Origin of the sequence: Paenibacillus lycopersici, assembly GCF_010119935.1 — a bacterium.
Taxonomy (GTDB): Bacteria; Bacillota; Bacilli; order Paenibacillales; family Paenibacillaceae; genus Paenibacillus_Z; species Paenibacillus_Z lycopersici.
In genome coordinates this window covers 2,354,235-2,370,978 of the sequence record NZ_CP048209.1, presented here as the reverse complement: position 1 = coordinate 2,370,978, position 16,744 = coordinate 2,354,235, and the positions used below count along the sequence as shown (strand labels likewise).

General features: G+C 63.0%; 10 protein-coding genes. 2 read left to right on the top strand and 8 right to left on the bottom strand.

The features are described 5' to 3' along the window. Window positions 1-21: 21 nt before the first annotated feature. Complete coding sequence (gene addA, locus GXP70_RS29795) at window positions 22-4,608, bottom strand: helicase-exonuclease AddAB subunit AddA (RefSeq protein WP_225442748.1); 4,587 nt, start codon at window positions 4,606-4,608, stop codon at window positions 22-24. Then, a complete protein-coding gene (addB, locus tag GXP70_RS10250) occupies window positions 4,605-8,279 on the bottom strand; it encodes a helicase-exonuclease AddAB subunit AddB (protein WP_225442747.1) in 3,675 nt (1,224 codons plus the stop codon). The genes addA and addB overlap by 4 nt, the downstream gene beginning before the upstream one ends. 525 nt (window positions 8,280-8,804) lie before the next feature. On the opposite strand from addB, the gene GXP70_RS10245 reads away from it, so the two are divergent. Beyond that, window positions 8,805-9,152 (top strand): CD3324 family protein, encoded by a 348-nt coding sequence (locus GXP70_RS10245; protein WP_162356375.1) that lies wholly within the window; start codon window positions 8,805-8,807, stop codon window positions 9,150-9,152. A 159-nt stretch (window positions 9,153-9,311) separates the two neighbouring features. Here GXP70_RS10245 and GXP70_RS10240 read toward each other — a convergent pair whose 3' ends face one another. After that, window positions 9,312-10,736, bottom strand: a complete 1,425-nt coding sequence (locus tag GXP70_RS10240; RefSeq protein WP_162356373.1) for a class I SAM-dependent rRNA methyltransferase — start codon at window positions 10,734-10,736, stop codon at window positions 9,312-9,314. A 186-nt stretch (window positions 10,737-10,922) separates the two neighbouring features. On the opposite strand from GXP70_RS10240, the gene GXP70_RS10235 reads away from it, so the two are divergent. After that, on the top strand, window positions 10,923-11,921 hold the full coding sequence (locus GXP70_RS10235; RefSeq protein ID WP_162356372.1) for a Na/Pi cotransporter family protein: 999 nt from the start codon (window positions 10,923-10,925) through the stop codon (window positions 11,919-11,921). Between the two features lie 151 nt (window positions 11,922-12,072). Here the strand turns inward: GXP70_RS10235 and GXP70_RS10230 are convergent, their stop codons facing one another. The 5 genes from GXP70_RS10230 to prmA form a co-directional block, all read right to left on the bottom strand. After that, window positions 12,073-12,510 (bottom strand): NUDIX hydrolase, encoded by a 438-nt coding sequence (locus GXP70_RS10230; RefSeq protein ID WP_162360407.1) that lies wholly within the window; start codon window positions 12,508-12,510, stop codon window positions 12,073-12,075. A 111-nt stretch (window positions 12,511-12,621) separates the two neighbouring features. Then, the gene (mtaB, locus tag GXP70_RS10225) at window positions 12,622-14,031 is read right to left on the bottom strand and encodes a tRNA (N(6)-L-threonylcarbamoyladenosine(37)-C(2))-methylthiotransferase MtaB (protein ID WP_162356370.1); all 1,410 of its coding nucleotides are present in this window, start codon (window positions 14,029-14,031) and stop codon (window positions 12,622-12,624) included. A 4-nt stretch (window positions 14,032-14,035) separates the two neighbouring features. Further along, a complete protein-coding gene (locus tag GXP70_RS10220) occupies window positions 14,036-14,806 on the bottom strand; it encodes an RsmE family RNA methyltransferase (RefSeq protein WP_162356369.1) in 771 nt (256 codons plus the stop codon). A 187-nt stretch (window positions 14,807-14,993) separates the two neighbouring features. Then, the gene (locus tag GXP70_RS10215) at window positions 14,994-15,638 is read right to left on the bottom strand and encodes a site-2 protease family protein (protein WP_162360406.1); all 645 of its coding nucleotides are present in this window, start codon (window positions 15,636-15,638) and stop codon (window positions 14,994-14,996) included. A 114-nt stretch (window positions 15,639-15,752) separates the two neighbouring features. Further along, entirely contained in the window at window positions 15,753-16,736 is a 984-nt protein-coding gene (gene prmA / locus GXP70_RS10210) for a 50S ribosomal protein L11 methyltransferase (protein ID WP_162356367.1), read from the bottom strand. Between the last annotated feature and the right edge of the window lie 8 nt (window positions 16,737-16,744).

Sequence of the window (16,744 nt, the reverse complement as noted above, 5' to 3'; positions counted from 1 at the left end):
TTCGTTCCCCCGTCCCATGATTTAAAACAGCTTGACGGCTTTGCCGCCGTCAAGGAAAAACACGTAGCATTCGTCGACCTTCCGGCCGAGGATGCCGGCAATCGCGTCCGCGTAAAGCGTCAGCTGGAAGCGATGCCGTTCGGCAGCCTCTGCCCAGCGGGCCATGCGGACGCGGTCGGTCTTGTAATCGAGCAGCACGAGTCCGCGGTCGTCCTCGAACAAACAGTCGATGACCCCCTGGATCAGAATCGGCTCGGCAGCGACGCCTTCGGCCGCGCCCGGATAGACGCGCGAAGCCGGCAGCGTGCAGCTGAACGGCGTTTCGCGCCGCACCCAAGGCGCCGCAAGCAGGCGGCGGCCAACCTCTTCGGCGAAGAAAGCCGCAGCGCCCGCGATGTCCACCGCTTCCGCCTGCTGCTTCGTCAGCATGCGCCGCGCGACCAGCCCGTCGATGACCGACGCGACCGTCGACTCCGTAACGCCGTCTTCCCCAAGCGGGATATGCTGCATGACGAGATGGCTCACCGTCCCCCGCTCGGCGGCGGTCAGCGCCGCTTCTTCCATGAACCGCGGACGGCGCAAGCGGAACGTATACTCGCCGCCATGCCCGTTCGGCTGCGTATCGGACGCTGCCTGTTGACCGGCCGCAGCCCGGCCCTGTCCAAGATCGCCTGGCGCGGGAGCTCCTCCGCCCGCCGCATTCGGCGACCCGAAATCAAAGCTGAATAAATCAAACGGCTCGGCCGACTCAGCCGTCCCGAACGAAGCGGCGGACAGCGCTCTGCCGCTAGCAGCGGTTCCGCTTCCGGAAGCTGCCGCTCCATTCCCGGAGGCCGCTGCCCCATCGTCCGGAACCGCGCCAGCCTCCGCTGGCGCTTCAGCTCCCGCATTCGATTCTCCCGCTCCCGATTGCGGGCCTGCTTGCGCTTCTGCTCCCGTCCCCGAATCCGGTTCCGCGTAACCGCCAAGGTCCCAAACCTCGCCGGTATCTTCGGCGGAAGCCTGATTGACCGCCGCTCCCGCGCCATCCATACCCGCCAGCTCCGGCAGGAGCAGCGCGTCTTCATCCATGTCCATTTCGGCATGGAGCCGCTTCATCTCCGTCACCGACGTCTTGGCCGCGGTCAATGCCGCTTCCGCGTACGGGTAGCGCCAGCCGAGCCGCCGTTCGATCTCCGCCGCCGCATCGGGGTCCGCCGCCTCGTCTTCCACGAGCGCGAGCTCCTGCACCGCGAGCATGCGCGATTCGAACGCCGCTCTCGCCGCTTCGTCGGTCTCGGCGCCCGCCGCCGCTTCCAAGCCGAGCAGTCCGGCAGGCACGACGGAAGTCCGCCAGCCGCCGAACGGCACGACTTTCCCGGCAGCCGCCGCGGAAGCGCCCGCATCGCCGTCGGCCTTGATGACCGCCGCCGCACTGTCGCCGGCATCGCCGGCGACGCTCGCATCATCGCCGTCTCCCCCAAAACCGGACCCGGCAGCCCCGGTCCCCGAATCGCCCGTTACCTCCGCATCATATCCATCCGCCGCTTCGTCCGAAGGAGCTTCGGCATTCGTTTCCTCCGCCAAGCCCATATCGCCCGCGAAACCGAACGCGGACGCCTGCTCGACCGATACGGACATGCCGGCTCCCATCGCAAGCGGACCGAGCCAATCCAGGAACCGCGCGGCGCTTGCGATGCGGAAATCGGGCAGCCGGCCTTCCGCGTCCAGCGCGGACTGCCAGCGCTGCAGCACCTTATCGGCGCTTGCGACCGTGCCGACGAGGAACATTTTCTCCTTCGGCCGGGTCAGGGCGACGTACAGAATCCGCATCTCTTCCGCAAGCGACTCCATGGCCAGCTTCTGCTTGATCGCCAAGTACGGCAGCGTCGGATACGCGACCCGCAGCTCCGTATCGACGTAGCGCGGTCCTAAACCGAGCTGCTTGTGCATCAGAAACTGGCTGTGCAGGTCTCTGCGGTTGAACGACTTGCCGAGCCCTGCCGCGAATACGACGGGAAACTCGAGCCCCTTGCTCTTATGGATGGACATGATGCGCACGACGTCTTCCTGCTCGCCGAGCGCCCGCGCCGTGCCGAGATCGCCTCCGCTGTCCCGCATCCGGTCGATAAACCGGAGGAACCGGAACAGTCCGCGCAGCGTCGTCGCTTCGTACTGGCGGGTACGGTCGTGCAAGGCGCGCAGGTTGGCCTGCCGCTGCAAGCCGCCCGTCATGCCGCCGACCAGGTCGTAATACCCCGTTTCCCGGTAAATCCGCCACAGCAAATCGGCCAGCGAGCCTTGACGGGCTTCGCTGCGCCACGCCTCGAGCGCATCCAGGAAACGGTTCAGCTTGCTCCGCAATTCGCCCGGCGTCGAATCCTCGCCCGCGGCGCTGCGGACCGCTTCGAAATACGGCACGCGCCCGCCGGCGATGCGAACGATCGACAGCTCCTCTGCCGACAAGCCGACGATCGGCGAACGAAGCGCTCCGGCGAGCGGAATGTCCTGGTACGGGTTGTCGACGACGCGCAGCAGCGAGAGCATCGTCTCGACTTCCGTCGCTTCGAAATACCCGCTGCTCAGCTCGGCATAAGCCGGAATGCCCTGCTGCTGCAGCTCCTCGATCATGATCGGCGCCCACTGCTTGTCCGCGCGCAGCAGAATGACGATGTCCCGCCAGGCGAGCGGCCGTTTCCGCCCTCTCTTGCCGTCGTAGACCAGGAACGGTTCTTCCGCCTCGTCCCCGTCCGGGCTCATCCCCTTCAGGCGAAGGATTTGGCGCGCGATCCAGCGGGCTTCCATCTGCACCGTCTGCAGCTCCTCGGGGCTTTCCGGCGGCGATTCGCCGCCCTCCGCATCGCGTACGGCATCGTCGGCATCGGAAGCCGCATCGCCGCGGCTCTCCGCTTCTTCGCTGCCTCCCCGGTCGAGCACGGCCAGTTCCACCGCGTAGCGTTCCGGCGGCCCGCCGTCGCTTGCCGCCGGATAGGAGGCGCCGCATACGAGCTCCGCCCGCGCGTCGTAATCCATTTCCGCCGCTTTCTCGCGCATGATGGCGCGGAAGACGTCGTTGACGCCGTCCACGACCTCTTGCCGGCTGCGGAAGTTGCGCGCCAGATCGATGCGCACGCCGTACTCGGCGCCGCCTTCTTCCGGCGCCGCATCGTCTCCGGCAGGCCCGTCCGTTCGCTCCGCCGGACCGGCAGCCGACGCATACGATTTGTACTTGCCCAGGAACAGGCCCGGCTCCGCCAGCCGAAACCGGTAGATACTCTGCTTGACGTCGCCGACCATGAAGCGGTTGCCCTTGCCGGGGCGGCTCATCAGCGAAACGATAGCCTCCTGCACCATATTCGTGTCCTGGTATTCATCAAGCAAAATTTCATCGAACTGCTGTTGGTATTCCAGCGCAGCCGCCGAAGGAACCATGTTGTCCGGCGTCGAGGAGCCGTCCCGCAGGATCCGCAGGCAGTAATGCTCCATGTCCCCGAAGTCGATCAGCCCTTTCTCCAGCTTCGCCGCCTCGAAGCGTTCTCCGAACCGCTCCACCAGTCCGGCCAGCGTCTCCATGAACGGCGCCGATTCCCGCAATTCCGCGGCGAACTGTTCCGGCGAACGCATGAACAGCTCGTCGTTCAAGCCGCCGATCAGCGTTTTCGCCTGCTCGCGCAAATCCTTCGCCTGCTCCTGCAGCGACTTGTCGATCGCGTCGCCGCCGCGCTGGCCCTTCAGCTTGCCGAAGCTAGCCGCGCCGAACGCCTCGTGCCACGTCTCCCATGGCTGGCTCTCTACCTTCGCGATCAAGGAGCGGACGACGCCGAGATCGTCCCGGAACGTCTCCCCGTACGCCTCCGGTCCGGCCGGCAGGCGCGTCAAGCCGAGCGCTTGTTCAAGCAGCCGCTCCGCGCCCCGAAGCGTCAGCGCCACGCTGCCTCCCAGGCTCGCCACCCAATCCGTCGCCCCGAGCTCGCTCCCATCCTTCACGCGGAACGAAGCCGCCGTCTGCTGCAGCCACGCCTTCGGCCACGGGTTGCTCTGGGCAAAGTCATACAGCTTCAGCACGAGCGCATAGAGCGGCTCGTCGCCGCGCTCGCCGCCGAAGCGGTCCACGAGCGTCAGGAAAGCGCCGCCTTCCGGTCCGTCCGCCGCGGCGTACCGTTCCTCGAACAGCTCGTCCAGGACGTCCATCCGCAGCAGCTCCGCCTCCGTCTCGTTCGCGATCCGGAATCCCGGATCAAGGCCGATCAGCGAGTAATACCGGCGAATGACGTCCAGGCAGAAGGAGTGCAGCGTCGTGATGGACGCGCGTCCCATCAGGGCAAGCTGCCTGCGCAGATGGTCGGAGTCCGGCTTCTTGTCCAGCTCCTTCTCGAGCGCGATCCGGATCCGTTCCTTCATCTCGGCGGCCGCCGCTTTCGTGAACGTCGCCACGAGCAGCCGGTCGACGTCGGTGTCCGCCGCGATCTTCCGAATGATCCGTTCGACGAGCACGGCCGTTTTGCCCGAGCCCGCCGCCGCGGCGACGAGAATGTTGCTTCCGCCCGTCACGATGGCGCGCCATTGATCGTCCGTCCACGTGCTGCCGAGCGGTTTCGCCGGTACAGTATGTTCAGTTGCTGCCGTCACTGCTCGCTCGCCTCCTTCCCTTGCTGTTCTTGCTGTTCTTGCTGTTCTTGCTGTTCTTGCTGTTCTTGCCGTTCTTGCTGTTCTTGCAGCCCGGCTTGACCCTGCCGGTCACTCGCTCCGTTCCCGTCAGCCGCATCTTCATCTTCTTCGCCGGCGGCGAACAGCGTCCACACTTCGTCCTTGCCCGTCTTCTGCAATTTGTTGTAGTCGTTGCCTTCGATCAGCGGATCGAATTGGCAGACCGGCTTGTAATCGCAGAACTGGCAGGGCGTCTTCCCGCCGAGCCGGTACGGGGCGATCGATACGTCCCCTCCCGCGATACGGTCGCCGATCCGGCGCAGCGTGCCGCGCACCGATTTGCGCAGCTTGCCCCACTGCTCGTCCGATACGACGGAGGAATTGCTGTAGAAGCTGCCGTCTTTCTTCAGCGCGAGCGGCAGCAGATCGGAGTACCCCGTCGACAAAGCATTGTCCATCAAGCGGACCGTCTCTTCGTCGGCGAGGACGAGCCCCTTCAATTTAAACCGCTTGAGCATTTCCATCCTCGCTTGCGCGGGCGGCATGCCGTTCGAGGACGTAATCACCGGATTGTGCACATGGAAATACAGCGCGCCCGCCGCCTTCGCCGGCTGGCCCAGCCATTCCGGCGCATGCGTCAGCAGCACGTCCAGGTACGTCAGCATTTGCAGCGCCATGCCGTACGCGATTTCCTCCAGCCGCAGCTGCTTGGCGCTCGACTTGTAATCGATGACCCGCAGCAGCAAGCCTTCCGTCGTCTGCGCGGCGTCCACGCGGTCGATCCGTCCGACCATTTCCAGCATTTTGCCGTCGGACAGCGGTATGGCGACCGGCGGCAGCGGACCTTCGGGACCGAAGCCGATTTCGAGGCCGACCGGCTTGAACGCGGCGCGGCGCGCATGCTCGCTCAAGATCGTCGCAGCCTGGCTGATAATGTCGGTCAGCTTGCGCGCCACGTATTGATGGCGGCTGCTGCTTAACAGGATTTGCGATTGCAGGCGCTGCGCAAGCTCGCTCACGATTGCCGCGCAATGCGCTCGCAGCTCCGCCGCCGTCAACGCGCCCATCCGGTCGCCGAGCGTCTCCGTCAGCCGGCTCAGCGCGGCATGGAACAGCTGCCCGATATCCGGCGCGGCCAGCCTGTACTGCATCCGCTCGCGGAGCCGCAGCCCGTGAATGGCGAAATGCTGGAACGGACACGACACGAACCGTTCCATCCGCGACACGCTGCCGCGCAGCAGCTTGCCGTACAGCAGGTCCGCCGTCTCGCGGGAGAGCGCCGGTTCTTCGTTCGTATAGCGCAGCGAGCCCGCCAGCCGCTGCAGCTTGTTCTGCCACGCCGGCCTGACCGCATACCAGTTGTACGTCTCCCACCAGAACGAGGCGATAGCGGCGCCGTGCCGCCAAGTCCGCAGCTGCGTGATCAAGTACGACAGCGTCCGTTCGGGATGCGCCATGAACGACAGCTGCTCGCCTTCCGGCATGCCGGGCACCGGTTCGACGGCGACGCTTGCCTCCGTCAATCCCGGGAACATTCCTTTCACATGCCGGATCACCTCGGACGGCAGCAGGCTCTTGCCTTCTTCGTCCGCCAGCGGCCAGCTGATCCACAGATGCCGGCTCGGCGTCGTCAGGGCGTTGTAGATCATGAACCGTTCGTCGAGCAGCTTCCTGCGGACGCCCGGCGCCATGACGAGACCGCCGTTCTCCATCGTTTCCCGCTCCTGCTCCGTCAGCACGCCGTCTTCCTTCATCCGCTGCGGCATGACGCCGTCGTTCGCGCCCAGCAAGTAACAAATCCCGATGTTGCCGGAACGCGTCCTGTCCATGCTGCCGATCAGCACCTGATCGAGCGCCGGCGGCACCGCCGCGAGCTTCAAGCTCTCAAGTCCCGTCTCCGCCATGCCGGCGAACAGCTCGACCGTCATCGTTTCCGTGCCGGTCATCTCCGTCAGCTGGTCCAGCAGGTCCATGACGCCGTCCCACAGCTGCCGGTGCTCGCGCGCGCGCAGCGCGTTGCCTTCGGCCGCCGCCTTGCGGCTCCACCGCTCCAAACGGTCGGGCGCGTCGACGTTCATCAACAGCCTGTACACGGCCTCGCACATGGCGCGAACGTCCGGCGCCTTCTTCAGCTCGCCGATGAATTTCTTCAGCACGGGCACGACGGCTTCCCTGGCGGCCATAACCGCCTCGAATTCGCGCATCTCGCGATCCCCCGCCTGCGCGGGCTCGCCGTCCAGCGTATCGCGCGCCAGCGGCCGCCACTGGCTGGCCGAGAGCCATTTGTTCCCGTTCATCCCTGTCGCCAGCGCGTAATTCTCCAGCAAATCGAACGTTTCCCTGGTCAGGGTGCCGTCCTCCGGAATGAGCAGCTCGGTCTTGATGCAGCGGAAAACCGCCTCGAACCGCCAGCCGTACACGGCGATCTCCAAGGCCGAGCGGATGAATTCGACGAGCGGATGGTGCAAGGCCGCATGCTTCTGGTCGAGGAAGAACGGAATGCCGTAATCGGCGAGTACCGCCTTGATATAGTCGTTGTAGTCCGGCGCGTTCCGCACCATTACGGCCATGTCGCGGTAACGGAGCCCTTCGTCGCGCACCCGCTTGACGATGTCGCGCGCCACGGCTTCCACTTCCGCCCTGCGCCCTGAAGCCGCATGAAGCGATACCGCCCCGTCCGCAAGCTCCGCGGCCGTCAGCCGCAGCTCCTTCCTGCCGCCGCGGCCGTAATGGCGTTCCACATGCGCCAGCATCGGGCTGTCCTTGAACCGGTAAGGCGTGCCTTCCAGCAGCAGCGGCTCCCCGATCTCGATGCCGTTGTTCACGGCGAGCTCGCGCAGCTTCATGTACGTCTCCGCCGTCGGCCGGAACAAATCGAGCTCGTGCGGCATTTCTCCGCTGCCGTACGGCTTGTCCAGACATAGGGTCACGGTCATGTGCCGGGCATGCTTCATGAGCGCTCCCAGCGCTTCGAGCTCCGTCGGCGTGAAGCCGTGGAAGCCGTCGACCCAAATCTCGCAATCCTGCATCGAAGGCGCTTCATGGACTCCCCGGATCAACCAGCCGAGGTAATCTTCCGCATCGACGTAGAGGCCCGCGAGCTCCTGCTCCAGCCGGCTCGATATCAGCTGCAGATCGTCCAGCTTGCGGCCGAGCAGCGTGCTGCGCGCGGCGGACAGATGATGCTCGCCGAACCCTTGCAGCGCCTCGGCGTCGATGCCGTATCTTTTCCACTCGGTCATCAGCTCGCCGAGCCGTTCGATGAATCCGTGCTGGCTCTCGCTGCCCTGGAACAGCTGAAGCTCGCCGTTCAGCCGGGAGACGATCTTGTAGAGCAGCATGTTCTTGCCGTTCTCGCTGATCGGCGTCAGCGCCGTGCCGCCCGTTTCCTGCATGATGCGGAAGGACAGCCGCCGGAAGCTGAGCGCCTGCGCCCGGATGGAGCCGCTCAGCTCCGGATGATGGAGCAGCGCGTACTCGGTTTGAAAGGTCGCCTGTTCAGGCACCAGTATAATAATGGGCGGTCCGTCGGGCTCTGCCAGAATACGCCCGCGAATCTCGTCCAGCACGCAGTGCGTCTTGCCGGACCCCGATCGTCCGATTACAAAGCGGAGCGCCAATTCGCCACCTCTTCCCGTAAGTTCGATTCTCATATTCTAGTTTTCATTCTACCATACGCCATCTATTAGTTCACGCCGAAACGCAAACATTCGTTCGTTTCCGGCAGCGGTAAATTGTGCACTGGTCCTATCAGCCATTCCGGATGGATCGGCAAAAAATAACTATAACCGTTCTTTCGCTTGCCGGCGCATAAGCGCGTATGCGTTAATATAGATGTCGGGCCGACGAAATCTTCGCGAAAGGAGATGATCCAGTTGATCAAACACACAGAGGTGATTTCCGCCTAACAGCGGAAATCGCCATCATGGGGGGGAGGCCTCGCGGCCTCCCTTTTTAATAACGGATAGCTAACGCCTGACCGGGGATCGGAGACAGCGGCCGATTCATTTTGCATGAAACTGATGACGGATTAAACCGTTTTCATTATACTGGTAAGAGAAGCGCGATTGAGGCTGCCTGATCGTGTTTTTTCCATTTTGACGAAAGGGGTGAATGAAACGTGAACAGATTGAATTCCGAGGGCGACGCAATGGCCGAAACGACTAAGGAGGTTTACGTTGAACTACAAAAATGGAAAAGATGTGCTTCCCCCTAGATTGCTGGAGGAGCTGCAACATTACATTCAAGGCGAACTGCTGTACATCCCGAAGCAGCAAAGCGAGCGCGCCGCATGGGGCGAGAAAAGCGGTTCGCGCGTCATGATACAGCGGCGCAACGCGGAGATCTACCGCCGCCATGCCGGCGGAAGCACCGTGCAGGAGCTCGAGCGGCAGTATCACTTGTCCGGCGAAAGCATTCGCAAAATCATTCTTAAGCTTCGCACCGCGGCGGCGTTCTCCCTATCCGAGCGGGACGCGATCGACAAACCGGCCGCGTACGAAGCGATCCAGGCAGGCAAGCCTTGAACCGATGGCGTCCGGATTGCAGCGGACGAATAGATCCTATAACGAAGAGCCCTCCCGATCGCAGCCGTTAGCGCGACGGGAAGGCTCTTTTGCATGGTATCGAACGTCTAGCAACGATTGTATCGAATCGCCTGTACCGAATCGAGAGAGAGCGGCCGATTACCGGCTGCGTACTTCGAAAATGCCGAATTTCAAGTAATGCCCCTCGTTCACGCCGAGAATCTGCGGATGATCCTTGCCGGCCGCGCGCCATTCGATGAGCCGCAGCGTCTTGCCGGCATCGACGGCCGCCGCCTGAATCGTCTCCAGGAACAGCTCCGGACGCATATGGTACGAGCAGCTGGCCGTGACGAGATAGCCGCCCTCATTCACCAGCTTCATGCCGTGCAGGTTGATGTCCTTGTAGCCTCTTACCGCGCCTTCGATCGCATGCTTCGATTTCGTGAACGCCGGCGGATCGAGAATGACGACGTCCCATTTGCGGCCTTCCGCACCGCTGAGCGGCTTCGACGTGTCGGTCTTCGCGCCCTTGGCATTCGCCGCATTGCCGCGCTCCATCCGTTCTTCGATGCCTTTCGCCTGCGAACGCAAGTACTCGAACGCATCGGCGACGACGAACTCGACGCGATCCGCGAAGCCGTTCCGTTCGACGTTGCGCCGCGCCGTCTCGACGGCATGGGCGGATACGTCCAGGCACGTTACCTTCTTCGCGCCGTATTTGCACGCATGCAGCGTGAAGCTGCCCGTATGCGCGAAGCATTCCAGCACAGTCGCGCCGTCCCAGTACGGGAACGTCACGACTTTTCCGTTGGCGTTGACCGGCACGCGCGCCGGCTCCTTCATATCGGCGATCGCCCCGGTATCGTCGGCTTCCGCCGCGTTGTCGCCGTCCTGAAGCTCGACGAGCCGGATGCCGCTGCGCGCTCCCCAGCCGGTCATGAGCGGGGCGATCGAGGCGCGGTTCTCGCGCTGGTCGAAGAAATAGCCGGTCTTCTGGCCTTCGACGATGTCGACCTCCAGCCTCAGGCCGTTCTCCACGATTTCCACGATGCGCGGGCATTCGCCGTACAGCACGCCCGTCTGCTCCTCCAGCCCTTCCAGCGCGCGCACCGATACGTCGCTCCGCTCGTAGATGCCCTTCGGCTCGAACACCGCGGCGAGCGCCGCCACGAGCGCCTCGCGGTGGACTTCCATGCCGAGCGTCAGCAGCTGCACGACGAGCACTTCGCCGAACCGGTCGACGATGAGTCCCGGCAGAAAATCCGCTTCCCCGTACACGAGCCGGCAATCCTTGCCGTTCACGAAACGGGCGCGGTGACTCTTGCACAGCCGCAGCCGCTCGGCGAAGAACGCTTCGTCCATCGCCTCTACGGGCTTATGGGACACGACGCGAATCGTAATCTGCGACGCCGGATTCCAATAGCCGGTCGCCAAATACCGCCCTTGATGATTGACGACGTCGATCAGCCCGCCCGGAACCGCTTGGCCTTCCATCCGCTCGATTTCGCCGGCGAAAATCCACGGATGGCCGGACTCCGTCCGTTTCTTCCGTTCCTTCTTCAATACCGCTCTTGCGCGTTCCATTCCTAACTCCGCCCTTCATGCCGCCAAAATGCTTGTCATGCCTGTCCTGGCGGCCGCATATGTATCGATACCTGTATAACCGAATTCCCGCACCTGCAAGCACAGCCTTAATCCCGTCCAGCCGCGTTGCGGTATTCCCGCGTTTCCCGCTTCCGTATTCCCGTATGTAAAGGAGACCTTGTCCTTATGCTGTTCGCCATTGCTTTGCCGCTGCTAGGCGGCTTCACGCTCTTCCTATCCGGCATGCGCACGATGGAGCATGCGCTGCAGCGCACCGTCGGCCGCAGCCTCCACCGCATCCTGGAGAAATTCACGGCCACGCCGCTGCACGGCCTTGCGGTCGGAACCGCAGCAACGGCCGTCCTGCAGAGCAGCACAGCCGTTACGGTCATGTCGATCGGAATGGTGAACGCCGGCCTGCTCACGTTTCCGCGGACGCTCGGCATCGTGCTCGGCACCAATATCGGCACCTGCCTGACGACGGAGCTCATCGGGCTGAACTTGAACCGCTACGGCCTGCCCTTGCTTGGCTGCGCCTGCGCGCTCTGGCTGCTGACGGCGCTCTTCGGCGAAATGGGTCTCGGCCGCCGCAGCGGCCGGAGCCGCGATTCCTTCACGATCCAAGACAGCCGGCTGCTTGCCCCGCTGCGGACGGTCTCCGTCGTGACTGCCGGCTTCGCCCTGCTGCTCGTCGGCATCGGCATGATGCAATCGATCGCGGACACGGTCCGGTCGATGCCGTTCTTCCATGCCTACCTAGAGCGCGCCGACGACAGCGTCTTCTGGGGACTGGCCGCCGGCATCGTGCTGACGGCCGTCGTTCACAGCAGCGCGGCCGTCATCGGCATCGTCATGGGGCTCGCGGAATCCGGCGCCATGCCGGTCGAAGTCGGCATCGCCATCGTGCTCGGCGCGAACGTCGGCACATGCGTCACCGCCGTCATCGCCGCGGTCGGCGGCACCCGCTCCGGCCGGTTCGTCGCCTGGTCGCATGTGCTGCTCAACGTCGGCGGCGCCGCCCTGTTCATGCCGTTCACCCCGGCGCTCGGCGCGGCGGCCGCTTGGCTGACGGCCTCTCCGGCCGGGCAAATCGCGCACGCGCAGACGCTGTTCAACGTCATCTGCTCGCTATTGGCGCTGCCGGTCTGTTATCATCCGCGCCTGCGGAAGCTGCGTGCCGACTAACCGACTCGCGAGCATTCGCCACTGCGCGCAACGAAATCGGCCGCCCGTCCGGGAGGCCGATTGTCATGCGTATCCGACCGGCGTACCATCCGGCTTGGCAGACGCATCCGATTAGGCGGGCGTACCCGACTGACAGCGCAACGTTCGCGCATCAAGGCTCGCCTGCGATGTCCAACCCGAGCAGCCGCAGCGCGCCGCCCAAAATCCGGTCGTTGTTGCTGTAGCCCGACTGCTTCTGCCTTCTCCACGCTTCCCCCGGCTCGAACCATTCCACGCCGCGGATTTCCTCCACCTGCGCCTGCAGCTTGCCGCCGACGGCTTCGACCAGATAATAATGGACCTCTTTATCGACCGGCCCTTTGGACTCATGGTTGTACCGGTATTTGATCTGATCGATCGGGGCGACGATCGCGCCCTGAATGCCGGTCTCTTCCACGATTTCGCGGAGCGCCGTCTGTTCCACCGTCTCGCCCGGCTCCATCTTTCCTTTAGGCAGCGAAATTTTGCCGTACCGGTCTTGAATCAATTGAACTTGCAGTTCGCCGTTCACCCGGCGAAAAACGACGCCGCCTGCGGAAATTTCTTTCATCATGCGTCTCCCCTTTGCCATGGACGTCATTGGCTCAGTTATGTAGAGCAAGGATTCCGCGCCGCCTGCGTTCAAGCGGCCTCGGAATCCTTGCAGCGGTTCGCTATTTCCTTACGCCTGCATCGCTGCCGGCAGCGGCTTGCGTTTGGCGTCTTCGGCGCGCGCGGCGCTTGCCGAGCGCTCTGCCGCCGGCGTCTTCTCGTCCAGCACGCGCACGAGCTGGCCGAAGCATTCATTGACGCCCGCTTGCGTGATTTTCACGCGGCACAGCTGGCCGGTGAGCGACTCCGAGCCCTCGAACACCACCTGGATGTAGTTGTCGGAGTAGCCCATGATCCGTCCTTCTCCCGGCGCCCCCTTGTGCTCGCGCTCAGGGATGACGTCCAGCACCTCGCCCACGTACTTCTCGGCGTACTGCAGCTGCATCCGTTCGGACAGGTCGATCAATTGATGCACGCGTTCGTTCTTCGTTTCCTCGTCGATCTGATCGTCCATCCGCGCGGCAGGCGTTCCCGTCCGCTTGGAGTAAGGGAAGACGTGCATTTCCGCGAAGCCGAGCTTCTCCATGAAGTCGAAGCCGTTCCTGTACATCTCTTCGGTCTCGCCGGGGAAGCCGACGATGACGTCCGTCGTGATCGCGACGCCCGGCATCGCTTCGTGCAGCAGCCGGATTTTGTCCGCGAACTGCTCTACCGTATATTTGCGGCGCATCCGCTTCAAGACGTCGTTGTCGCCCGCCTGCAGCGGAATGTGCAGATGACGGCACATTTTCGTCGAACGGTTCAGCACCTCGATCATCTTGTCGTCGATTTGGCTTGCCTCGATCGAGCTGATTCGAATGCGCTCCAGTCCTTCGATGGCATCCAGATCCCACAGCAGATCGGATAAACGGTAGTTCTCCATATCGTCACCGTAACCGCCGGTATGAATACCCGTCAGCACGATTTCTTTGTAACCCGCCGCCACGAGCTGGCGCGCCTGGTCGAGCACGCTTCGCGGATCGCGGCTGCGGGAGAGCCCGCGCGACCAAGGAATGATGCAGAAGGTGCAGAAATTGTTGCAGCCTTCCTGAATCTTGAGGAACGCGCGCGTGCGCTCCGCGAAATCCGGCACGTCGAGCTCTTCGAACTCGCGCGTCTTCATGATGTTGCGGACGGCGTTCACGGGCTTGCGCTCGTTCCGCAGGTCATTGATATAGCCCATCAGCTTGTCGCGGTCCTGCGTGCCGATGACGAGATCGACGCCCTCGATCGCCATGATCTCGGCCGGCGACGTCTGCGCGTAGCAGCCGGTGACGGCGATGATGGCGTCCGGGTTGCGGCGAATCGCGCGGCGGATGATCTGCCTGCTCTTCTTGTCTCCCGTGTTCGTTACCGTGCATGTATTGATCAAATATACGTCCGCAGTCGTCGTCTCGAAGTCAACCTGCTCGTAGCCTTCGTTCTTGAACAGCTGCCAGACCGCTTCCGTATCGTAGAAGTTCACCTTGCATCCTAATGTGTAAAAAGCAACCGACGGCATGTCGTTAAACGCCTCCCATTTCTCCTGATTCATACATGAGGCAGGCGAGTCCGACCATCGCAGCGGTTTCCGTGCGCAAGATTCGCTTGCCCAGGCCGACGACGACCGCGCCGGCCTCTTCTGCTTCCGCGGCTTCGCGCTCGGTGAAGCCGCCTTCGGGACCGACGACGAGCAGAATGTTCCGCTCCTCGCCGCCCCATTCGCCGCTTTGCCGGCGAGCGGACACGGCCTCTCTCAGACCCCGTCCTCCGCCTTCCTTCTCATAGCAAAACAGCGCCAAATCATAGGAAGGGATCCGCGCGACCAGCTCTTTCCACGAGGCGACCGCGCCGATGGCCGGAATGCGGCTCCGATGCGCCTGCTCCGCGGCCTCTTTGGCGATTTTGCCCCATCGCTCCAGACGCTTCGCTTCCTTCTTCCCGTCGTACTGCACGATCATCCGCTCGGATTCGAACGGCATGAAGGCCGCCGCCCCGATCTCGGTCCCCTTCTGTATGACCAGTTCCATCTTGTCGCCCTTCGGCAGGCTTTGCGCAACCGTCACCGACCAGAGCGGCTCGCCTTCGATCGGGAGCCAGGCCGCGGCTTCCGCTTCCACCTTGCCGGGGGAGAGCGACTTGATCGACGCTTCCGCCACGCGGGAGACGCCGTCGCTGACGATGATGACGTCGTCTTCTTCCATGCGCATGACGCGCGTTATATGATGAGCATCGTCGCCGGCAAGCACGATGCGGCTTCCGTCGATCTGCTCCGGGGTTACAAAATATCGCTGCATGCTGGCAGAACCTCTCCTGTCGAATACCTTGCTTTACGAGTCGCAGGCCCCGCCGAACGGCGCCCGCGCAAAAAAAACTCCAATCTCCATCATACCCGTTTTCGCTCCGCTTCGCTACCCGGAGCGAAAAATTACCAGCCTGCCCCGGGACGGATCGAAGCGCTGATCGGCCGCGGACGGCAGCCGCTCAGAAATCTCTCCACAGCAGCGGCCAGTTCACGGGATCGAACACGAGCTCGCACTTCATGCAGACGTATCGGAATATATCGTTCGCGTTCGAGAACAGCGGATCGAGCGTCTCGGCGCGCAGCGAAGGAACGAACACGATCAGCAGGAAGACGTAGATGCCCCACTGCGCGTATTGATCCATCTGCTCCCGGACTCTGAGCGGCACGAGATCCTGAATGATCCGGTAGCCGTCAAGCGGCGGGATCGGTATCAAATTGAAGAAGAACAGCAGGAAATTAATCGTAATGAGATAATGGGTAAAATGGCCGATGGCTTGCCGCACGCCGGTAGAAGCCGCTTCTAAAAAGCCCGCCTCGTTAATGATATACACCGCAATGATGCCGAGCACCGCGATCAGCAAATTGCTGAGCGGGCCGACCGCCGATACGACGATGCCCATCAGCCGCGGGTATTTGAAACGCCCGCGGTTGACGGGAACCGGCCTCGCCCAGCCGAAGCCGGCGACGAGCAGCAGAATCGTTCCCCACATGTCGAGATGCACGCGAGGGTTAAGCGTTACCCTGCCCGCATCGTAAGCCGTCCGGTCGCCGAATTTATAAGCGCTGTACGCATGGGCGAACTCGTGCACCGTGAACGCGATCATCAGCACGAGGAACACGAAGGGAAGGTCTTGGATCGGATACCATAAAAAGTTCAAGCCGTAGCCTCCTAAAGGTTCTGGCGCGCCGCTTGCCGGCGCGCGGTTTCGCGAAGCTGCCTATTCCGGCTTCTTCGCCACGAATGCGATCCAATCCTGGTCGCGCTGACGGTCGACGATCGCGAAGCCCGCCGCTTCCAGCCCTTCCGCCACCGCATCTTCCTTGTTCTTGAAGATGCCGGAAGCGATGTATGTACCGCCCGGCTTCAAAGCCGCATAGACGTCGTCGATGAACAGCAGTATGATTTCCGCCAAAATATTCGCGATCACGAGGTCGACCGGAACCGTCACGTTCAGCTCCGTTCCGCCGCAGCCCTCTTCGCCGTTATTCAACACGCCGAGCAGATCGCTCAAGTGCACTTGGATATCGTCCTGCAGGTTGTTCAACCGGCTGTTCTCCGTAGCCGAGCTGACCGCGATCGGGTCGAGATCGAGCGCCAGCACGCGGCTCGCGCCGAGCAGCATGGCGCCGATGGCCAGAATGCCGGATCCCGTGCCGACGTCGATGACTTCCTCGCCGCCTTTAACGACCGAATCCAGCGTGCGCAGGCAAAGCGCGGTCGTCGGGTGCGTGCCCGTGCCGAATGCCATGCCCGGATCGAGTTCGATGATGCGCTCGCCCGGCGCCGGCTCGTAATCTTCCCAGGTCGGCTTGATCGTCAGGCGCTCCGAGACGCGGATCGGCTTGAAGTACTGCTTCCACTCGTTCGCCCAATCCTCTTCGTCGACAAGCCCCGTCGTAATCGTATACTCGCCCGGGTCGATATCGAATTCCCGCAGCTCGTCGATGCGGCCCGGCAATTCCGCGAGCAGGGCATCGACGTCGGCGTCCAACTCGGAGAAATAGCCTTTGATCACGGCTTGTCCTTCCGGGATATCGTTCAGCGGATGCTCGTACCATTGTCCGAGCGACGTGTCGCGCGGCTTGTTCAACGTCCCCGATTCTTCGATGGATACGCCGTCCGCGTCCATCTCATGCAGGAAGTTCGAGATCATCTCGATTGCTTCTTCCGTCGTCTTGATCGTGATTTCATGCCATTTCACTTGCGGTG